Origin of the sequence: Corynebacterium sp. NML140438, assembly GCF_001875725.1 — a bacterium.
Taxonomy (GTDB): Bacteria; Actinomycetota; Actinomycetes; order Mycobacteriales; family Mycobacteriaceae; genus Corynebacterium.
The window spans coordinates 492,039-500,004 of sequence record NZ_MLCQ01000029.1 but is presented as its reverse complement, the minus strand read 5'-3'; the positions used below and the strand labels follow the sequence as shown (position 1 = coordinate 500,004).

The following is a 7,966-nucleotide window of genomic DNA, read 5'->3' as shown; positions in this document are numbered from 1 at the left end:
TCGACAACAATGGTGGTATCCAATCAATGTCCAGGAGAGGTAATTGTTATGACAATGCCGTGATGGAAAACTTCTTTGGCCATTTGAAAGCCGAGATGTATCACGGCGAGAAGTTCGGGTCTGTCAAAGAATTCACCGCTGCGGTAGACGCGTACATCGACTGGTATAACGCGGAAAGACTCCAGCTGGGACTTGATGGTTGCACCCCGATGAAATACCGGGATAAGGCCTTTAAGGCGTTAGCCGGGTAGGATTACCCCTAGTCTAACTTTCGGGGGCAAGTTCAGAACTTCTTCGGCCGGTCGGGGGTGGGGTGGTCGGTGACCTGGGGAAACGCCGCACTGGGCGGCCCGAGAAGGCCCCGAACCCCAAAATGGTTCCCCGGCTCGGGAACTTCTTCAGCCGACCGGGCCGGTGACCCGAGGAAACGCCGCAAACCCCAGAACCGAATTCCCCAAAAACCGGAACTAGATCCGGTGGTTCGGCCGGTTCGGGTGCCGGTCGCGCTTGTCAGAGACGGTCACGCCGTAGAGGGTGCGCCCCATGATGAAGGAGCCGACGGAGCCGACGATCCATACGCCGGCGATGGCGATGATGGCGCGGAGGAAGTCGTTGAGGTCGAAGCCGGTGGTCGACCAGGACCAGATCAGTTTGGCAACGACCAGGAGCGGGAAGGCGAGGCAGACGGTTGGGCCGAGCAGGTTCGCGCGGGTCAGGGCGTCGGGGGCGCGCAGCTGCAGGAGCGCGGTGGCGACCACGAGCAGGGTGGCCACGATGACGAGCGCTGCGACGATGATTTCGATGATGGTCATTAGCGGCGTCCTCTCGTGATGATGCGGGCCATGGAGATCGTTGGGATGACGCCACAGACGAGGCCTGCGAGGATGGCGATTTCGTAGCCGATCATGGTCGGGGTCCAGATGGACCAGACGAGGAAGATGGTGACCATGGCGTAGAAGATGAGGTCGGCCATGACGGCGCGGGAGAGTTCGTCTTTCACCAGGATGAGGCCGGCGAGGCCGACGAGCAGGCTGAGTGCCATGACGATGACGCAGCCCATGAGGATTGTTTCAAACATGTTCTAGTCCATCCTTTCCGCTGGTGGCAGGGTGTGGTCGTCGGGGTCGCCGAGGTCCACGTAGTGGTCCCACCCGATGGATGCGGGGTCCAGCGGGGTGGCTTTGATGGCCGGGTTGATGCGCTCTTCCATGTCGATGAGGCCGGCGATCTGATCTAAAGGATCGCTGCCGAATGCGGCCTGGACCAGCAGCACGATGGGGCCGTCTTCCTGGGCGGGGTAGCGCAGTCCGAGGGACAGCGTGCCCGGGGTGACGGTGATAGAGGTGGAGTACCAGAAGATTTGCCAGTCGGTGGTCAGGCGCAGTGGGTAGTAGATGATGATCGGGTCCAGCCCGGTGTTGGGTTTGAACGCGGCGGCGGCTGCGCTGAAGCCGGAGGCGAAGATTTCTTTGATGAGCCAGGCGGTGTAGCCCACGCCGTGTGCGAAGCGTTGCAGCATGGTTAGTTACCTCCTTGGAGGGTGTCCACATCGGGGAGGCCGATGGCGTCGTCGCCGAGGACGGCGGTGGTGTAGGAGTTGACGTCGAGAAGGCTGTCGACGGCCGCGGTGCTGGCTGCCCAGAGCGGGCCGGCGCCGATGAACATGCCAAGCGACATGAGCATGAGCAGCGCGGACGGTGCGAGCAGCTTCGCGCGGACGTTGAGGGCCTTCGGGTAGTGCTGCATTGGGCGGCCCCAGAAGACGCGTTTCCAGACGCGCATCATGGAAAGCAGCGCACCGAAGGACGCGACGATGATGGTGGTGATTGCCACCCAGGAGCGCCAGTCGCCGGCCGTGGCGGCTGCGAGCACGATGGTGACCTTGCCGAAGAGGCCGGAGAACGGCGGGAAGCCGACGATGGAGAACGCGCCGGCGACAAAGACCGCGGAGGTCAGCGGGTCGCGGCGTGCGAGGCCAGACAGTTTCGAGATGGTGCCGGTGCCGTAGGTTTCTTCGATGGCACCGACGTTGAGGACGAGGGCCGCGATGGTGATCATGTGGTGCAGCGTGTACATGAGGCCGGCGGCGAGCGCGTAGCGGGCGTCGTCGTTGGTGAAGGCCAGCATGATGAGGATGAACGGCATGCCGTTGACCATCTGGTAGGCGAGGACGCGGCGCATGGTGTGCTCGGCAAGGCCGGCGAAGCCGCCGATGAGCATGGAGATCACCATGATGACGATGATGAGCGTGTTCCAGCGGGCGTCCATGTCGAAGATGACTACCCAGATGCGGAAGAGCATGTAGACGGCCACCTTCGTGTGCAGGCCTGAGAATAGGCCCATGACGGCGGCGCTGGTGGAGGGGTAGGTGCGTGGCAGCCAGGTGTGGACCGGGAAGACGCCGGCTTTGGCGGCGATGGCGATGATGACCAGGCCGGTGGCCACGGTGATCGGGCCGTTGCCGGCCGTGGCGCCGCGCAGGGCGGCGATGTTCACCGCGCCGGCTACACCGTAGATGTAGCCCACGCCCATCACGAGCAGCGTGGATGCCGCAAGGTTCACCAGCACGAACGTGCGGGCGGACAGGAGGCGGTTGCGGGTACCGGTCATGGCGATGAGGCCGTAGGACGGCAGCAGCATGACCTCGATCATGACGAAGAAGTTGAACAGGTCCGCGGTGAGCAGCGCGCCGGAGACACCAGTGATGAGCACCAGGGTCAGTGGCGTGAAGTAGCGCGCCTGGGTTTCACCGGCGACGCTGGCGAACCAGTTGGAGGTCAGCGCCACGATCATCGTGGTGATCAGCATGATGGCGGAGAACTGGTCGGCAGCGAAGGAGATGCCGACGCCACCCTGGTACAGGCCGATGACGTGGGCAATCGTGCCGTGTTCTGCGGTGTAGCCGTACAACCAGATGGCCAGGCCAAGGTTGATGGCGGGGATGATGAGGCCCAGGGCGTCGTTGCAGCGTTTCCAGGGACTGAGCGTCGTCACTGCCGCCATGATGAGGGGCAGGGCGACGAAGACTGGGAGGATTGCGTCCGCACTCATGCGCGTGGTGCTCCTTCCGTGTTGTTCATCTTGTTCGGGTTGAGGCGCGCGGTGCGGCCTGCGGTGGACAGTGCGGACGGGCTCAGGCGCATGAGGTCGTAGGTGCCTGCGACGCCGGTTGGGTTGTCCATGGTGTCGTCATCCTTGCCGAGGGACGCCAGCATGAGCAGGATCGTGGTCGTCGCCATCGCGATAACGATAGCGGTGAGCACGAAGGCTTGCGGCAGCGGGTCGGACAGGTCGGCGAAGGCGGTGCGGGAGGGGAATGCCTCGCCGCGCCAGGCGCCGATGCCGGTGGCCAGCAGCGTCAGGTTGGAGGCGTGTCCGAACAGGGACATGCCGAAAATGATGCGGACCATGCCGCGCTGGAGGATCATGTAGACGGACCCTGCAACCAGGACCGCGATGGTAAGTGCCATGACCATGTGGTTTACAGCTCCTTCGTGGTAACTGGGCGCGGGTTTTCCGCGGGGTTGAGTGGGGCTGGGTGGGCGTCGACAGGCTCGGCGGGTGCTTCCGGCTCTGGTACATCCGGCAGTGGGTTTTCGCCGCCGCGGGTGTAGGTGAGGTCGGAAATTTCGGTGCCGGGGCGTAGGTAGCCGCCGAGCGCGTTGAGCGCCTGCGTAACCATGCCGAGCACGGCGAGGTAGATGCCGAAGTCGAAGATGAGGGACGTCGTCATGTGCTCCCCGGCGATGGTGCCGTGGATGGCGTACATGAATCCGCCTTCGAGGAACCCGAGGAAGCCGGAGCTGATTGCGATGATGATGCCCCAGCCCGTCAGCCTGATCGGGGTGAGTTGCTTGACGACGTACGCATCCGCGCCACGGGACAGGTAGTTGAGGCCGAACGCGGTGGCCAGCACGAGCGCTGCGACGAAGCCGCCGCCGGGCGCGGTGTGGCCGCGGAAGAAGATGAGGACGGACAGCAGCGCCAGGATCGGTACGACGAGCGCGGACGCCTTGCGCAGTGGCAGCGAGTTGAGCTGCGACTGGCCGAACGGGCGTGGGCGGGTGCCGGCCTCGAACATGTGGCGTGGCATGGACTGGACGACGGCCGCGATGACCACTGCCGCCATGCCGAGCACGGAGAGCTCGCCGAGGGTATCGAAGCCACGGAACTCAACGATGATGACGGCGACGATGTTGTCGGCGCTGGTCATCTTGCCGCCCTCGGTGAGGTACCACAGGGCGAGGTCGGAGCGGTCGTGGCGGCCCAGCAGGGCGTAGACGCCGAGGAAGGCGACCACGCCGGCGATGGCAGCGACGACGGCCGCGAAGACCTTGCGTGAGGTCGGGGTCTTGGGGAAGGTGCGTGGCTGGTAGCGCAGCACCACCATGATGATCACGACGGTCAGCGACTCGACGAGGAACTGGGTGAGCGCCACGTCGGGTGCGCCGAGCATGAGCATCTGCAGCGTCATGCCCACGCCGGTGGTGCCCAGCAGTACCGCCGCGGCGAGGCGGGAGCGGGTGCGTACCAGGCCGATGACGGACAGGGTGATGATGGCGAATGGGATGAGGTCCCACCACACGTCGATGCCTTCGGCGCGCGGTGCGAGTGGCATGCCGTCGACACCCTCGGTGAAGACCGTGGTGCTCACGCCGAGGACGAGGATGCACAGCACGGTCGGCAGCAGGTGGCGCGACGGGTTGAAGGTGTCCGCCATCGCGCCGAGCCAGCGCCCGACCGTGGAAAGCCCGCGGACCATGCCGTTGAGCAGGTCGTTGCCGCTGGTTGGCAGCAGCTGCTTGTTCTCGACGGCCGCGAAGAACGGCTTGCGCACGAAGAGGATGAAGCAGATGCCCAGCACCAGTACCGCCAGCGAGACGATGAACGGCGCGTTCAGGCCGTGCCACAGCGCCAGGTGTGAGTGGAACTCGGTGTCGCCCGTGATGGTGCGTACGCCTGCGTTGATTGGGCTGTCCACCCAGCCGAGCATGAACGGCAGGAGCAGGGAGGTCAGGCCGGGCAGCGCGGCTGGCAGCCAGAGCGCGACGGGCGCTTCGGTGACGTGCGGCATGGGCTTGGTGCCGTCGATAAACGCGCCGAAGACGATCTTTGCCGAGTAGATGAAGGTCAGCAGGGCGGCGAGGCCGGCGACGGCGAGCAGGAGCGGGCCGAAGCGGGTGGCGTCGAACGCCGTGAGGATGGATTCCTTCGAAATGAAGCCGAACAGCGGCGGGATGGCGGCCATGGAGGCCGCGGCCACGCAGGTGGAGGCGAAGGTGAACGGCAGCTGCTTGTACAGCTGGCCGAGGCGGCGAATATCGCGCGAGCCTGCCTGGTGGTCGACGACGCCGATGAGCATGAACAAGGAGGACTTGAACAGCGCGTGGGCCAGCGTGTGCACCATCGCGGCGGCGAGTGCCGCCGGGGTGCCGATACCGATTGCCGCGACGATCCAGCCCAGGTGGGAGACCGTGGAGTAGGCCGTCAGGTGCTTCAGGTCCGTCTTCGTGATGGCGAAGGCGGCCGACATCAGCGCAGTGAACAGGCCGGTGACGAGCAGCAGCGTGTTCCACGCGGTGACGTCATGGAAGATGGTGGAGAAGCGCAGCAGGAGGTAGACGCCCGCCTTGACCACTGCCGCCGCGTGCAGGAACGCGGAGACTGGTGTGGCTGCCGCCATGGCTTCGGGCAGCCAGAAGTGGAAGGGGAACTGCGCGGCCTTCGTAAACGCGGAGAAGCCGATGAGCAGCGCCACCGTGGTGGTCAGCCCTGGCGATTGCGCCCACACCGGCGACGCGAGCACCGCGCTGAGCTGCGTGGTTCCCGCCGCGACGGAGACGACCGCGAGGCCCGCCAGGAGCGTCAGCCCGCCGAAGAAGGTCAGGATGAGCGTGCGGTAGGACCCGGCCTCGCCGCCGGAGCCGGAGCGCGCGATGAGCAGGAAGGACGCGATTGAGACGAGTTCCCAGCCGATGAAGAGGAGTACGGTGTCGTCCGCAAGCACGAGCAGCAGCACCGAGAGGGTAAACGCCGTCATGATGGTGTAGAAGCTGGTGTTGCCCTCGCGCTTCGGCAGGTATGCGGCCGAATATATAAGGACAATCCCGCCAATGACGAGCGCCAGTAGCGCGAAGAAGATACTCAGTCCGTCCGCGCGTAGTGAGAACGCGATTTCGGTGCCGGGCCCGAGGATGTCATTGGCCCAGGTGACGGACCATGTTTCTACGTTCCCTTGGGAAATGCTGGGAAATTCGCGGCCCAGCGTGATCGCTGCGGCGAACAGCAGGAGCGCTAGCGGCCAGCCTGCTTTCCTGTCGAAAACTCGCACGAGCAGCGGCGATAGTGGTACCGTCGCGGCCACGAATGCGAGCACGAGAGGTAGTGCCATGGTGAACCCTCTCCAAGATTGAAAACTGTCAGTTGCTTTAAAGGGTAGCAACAAGCTTGGACAAGGCCACAACAACTTTGCCAGCGTGCGGTGTGCCCTCCAGCCTTCATGCAGTTGCAGGGGTTACATTGTGCAACATGAAGTGGCGCGTGTTGTGTGTGTTGTTGGTGTGTATTGTGGCGGCGTTTTTGCCGTTGAGCCCGGTGAGTACCTGGATGTCCACGCAGGGCGACGCCGCCGCGCCGCAGCTGCCGTCGGATCAGGGCAACCCGAATGAGGCGCGCCGCGCCGCGGGGGAGGCCAACACGCAGGCCAGCTTCCTCACACAGGGCACCAAAGAGCTTGTCGACGGCACCTCCCAGCTCACCGGCGGCGCCGACGAACTCGTCGCCGCGATCTCGCAGGCGCAGGCTGGTGCCCAGGAGTTGTCGGCCGGGATGGTGCAGCTGCAGGCGGCCACGGGGCAGCTCGGGGGCGGCGCGACGGAGGTCGCGGACGCGATCGGCCAGGTTGTTGAGCAGGCCACGGCTTTCGATGCGGTGCGTGGCCAGGTCACCGCTGCCATCGACCGCGCCCTCGTATCGACGAAAGCCTCCAAGGACCCGGACGTCATCGCCGCGCGTGAGCAGCTCCAACAAGTAAAGGTGCAAGCGGAAAACGCGCAGCTGCCGCCGGAGGTTGTCTCGCAGATGAACAAGCTGCGTGACGGCTCCCGCGAGGTGGCCAACCAGTTGGCGGTGCCGGGCTACGCCTACCACGACGGCGTGTACACCGCGACGAACGGGGCCCAGCAGCTGGCGAACGGCCTGACCCAGCTCAATAACGAGGCGCAGGGCGCGGTCGGCGGTATCGCTCAGCTTGATGAGGGCGTCGCAAAAATTGACCACATGGCGAACCTGACTGCCGACCAGATCCGCGCGGTACGCGGCGCGCTCCCGGCACCCGCCGCGGCACAGGCAGGCGCGGAGGGGGCAGCGCAGGAGCCGCAGGAGTCCTCGCTGGCCCCGGTCGCAGCGATGCTGGTTGCAGCACTCGTGGGGCTTGGTGGCGTCGGCGTCGCCGCGGCGGCGTGGCTGTCCCGCACGAGGCACTGGTTGGCGCTGGCGCTGGGCGTCGTACTCCTGGCGGTTGCTGGCTGGGTGCTGGTGTTCATCCTCGGCCGGAACCTAAGCCCCACGGCCCTGGGGATCGCTGCGCTTGCGCTGCTGTGCGGCGCGGCCGCATCCGCCGGAGTGACGACAGCGCTCGCGGCGATCTTCGGGCGCGGATGGGGGACCCTGGTTGCCACAATCCTGGCAATTTCTCAGATGGGGGTAGTCGGGTGGGTCTGGAAAGCCGCTGCGGCCGCCCCTGTGAGTGGCGCCCTGGAGGCGATTTCGGCGGCGATGCCGATGCACTGGCTGGCCGCGTCGCTCTCGAGCGCGGGCAATAATGGCTCTGTGCAGGCACTGTGGATCGGCGTCGGGATGAGTGCGCTCGTCGCGGCGGTCGGGCTGCTGGGCGGTGTGCCGCAGCGAAGCCGTGTTGCCGTTCACGAGGAGGAATAACCCAAGCGCACGGACACGGTTCCTACTT

At 65.3% G+C, this 7,966-nt stretch carries 8 protein-coding genes; 2 read left to right on the top strand and 6 right to left on the bottom strand.

From position 1 onward, the window contains the following. Positions 1-251 (top strand): IS3 family transposase (locus BJP08_RS10980; protein WP_143109966.1); only part of this gene is annotated, 251 nt, incomplete at its 5' end. Positions 252-467: 216 nt separating this feature from the next. Here the strand turns inward: BJP08_RS10980 and BJP08_RS10975 are convergent. The 6 genes from BJP08_RS10975 to BJP08_RS10950 are packed head-to-tail and all read right to left on the bottom strand — an operon-like array spanning position 468 to position 6,391. After that, entirely contained in the window at positions 468-812 is a 345-nt protein-coding gene (locus tag BJP08_RS10975) for a Na+/H+ antiporter subunit G (RefSeq protein ID WP_071566435.1), read from the bottom strand. After that, a complete protein-coding gene (locus tag BJP08_RS10970) occupies positions 812-1,078 on the bottom strand; it encodes a cation:proton antiporter (RefSeq protein WP_070477293.1) in 267 nt (88 codons plus the stop codon). The genes BJP08_RS10975 and BJP08_RS10970 overlap by 1 nt, the downstream gene beginning before the upstream one ends. A 3-nt stretch (positions 1,079-1,081) precedes the next feature. Then, positions 1,082-1,519 carry a monovalent cation/H+ antiporter subunit E gene (locus tag BJP08_RS10965; RefSeq protein WP_083428534.1) on the bottom strand — a complete coding sequence of 146 codons (438 nt, stop codon included), beginning with the start codon at positions 1,517-1,519 and terminating at the stop codon, positions 1,082-1,084. A 2-nt stretch (positions 1,520-1,521) separates the two neighbouring features. Next, entirely contained in the window at positions 1,522-3,051 is a 1,530-nt protein-coding gene (locus BJP08_RS10960) for a monovalent cation/H+ antiporter subunit D family protein (RefSeq protein WP_071569560.1), read from the bottom strand. Next, positions 3,048-3,476, bottom strand: coding sequence for a cation:proton antiporter subunit C (locus BJP08_RS10955; RefSeq protein WP_071569559.1), 429 nt, complete (start codon positions 3,474-3,476; stop codon positions 3,048-3,050). The genes BJP08_RS10960 and BJP08_RS10955 overlap by 4 nt, the downstream gene beginning before the upstream one ends. A gap of 5 nt (positions 3,477-3,481) precedes the next feature. Further along, a complete protein-coding gene (locus BJP08_RS10950) occupies positions 3,482-6,391 on the bottom strand; it encodes a DUF4040 family protein (protein ID WP_071569558.1) in 2,910 nt (969 codons plus the stop codon). A gap of 137 nt (positions 6,392-6,528) precedes the next feature. On the opposite strand from BJP08_RS10950, the gene BJP08_RS10945 reads away from it, so the two are divergent. Next, a complete protein-coding gene (locus tag BJP08_RS10945; RefSeq protein WP_071569557.1) occupies positions 6,529-7,938 on the top strand; it encodes a hypothetical protein in 1,410 nt (469 codons plus the stop codon). The last annotated feature ends 28 nt before the right edge of the window (positions 7,939-7,966 follow it).

Excerpts from the sequence above, each read along its gene's own strand:
- BJP08_RS10950 (WP_071569558.1), bottom strand. The coding sequence starts at position 6,391 with ATGGCACTACCTCTCGTGCTCGCATTCGTGGCCGCGACGGTACCACTA.
- BJP08_RS10965 (WP_083428534.1), bottom strand. The coding sequence starts at position 1,519 with ATGCTGCAACGCTTCGCACACGGCGTGGGCTACACCGCCTGGCTCATC.
- BJP08_RS10955 (WP_071569559.1), bottom strand. The coding sequence starts at position 3,476 with ATGGTCATGGCACTTACCATCGCGGTCCTGGTTGCAGGGTCCGTCTAC.
- BJP08_RS10960 (WP_071569560.1), bottom strand. The coding sequence starts at position 3,051 with ATGAGTGCGGACGCAATCCTCCCAGTCTTCGTCGCCCTGCCCCTCATC.
- BJP08_RS10945 (WP_071569557.1), top strand. The coding sequence starts at position 6,529 with ATGAAGTGGCGCGTGTTGTGTGTGTTGTTGGTGTGTATTGTGGCGGCG.
- BJP08_RS10975 (WP_071566435.1), bottom strand. The coding sequence starts at position 812 with ATGACCATCATCGAAATCATCGTCGCAGCGCTCGTCATCGTGGCCACC.
- BJP08_RS10970 (WP_070477293.1), bottom strand. The coding sequence starts at position 1,078 with ATGTTTGAAACAATCCTCATGGGCTGCGTCATCGTCATGGCACTCAGC.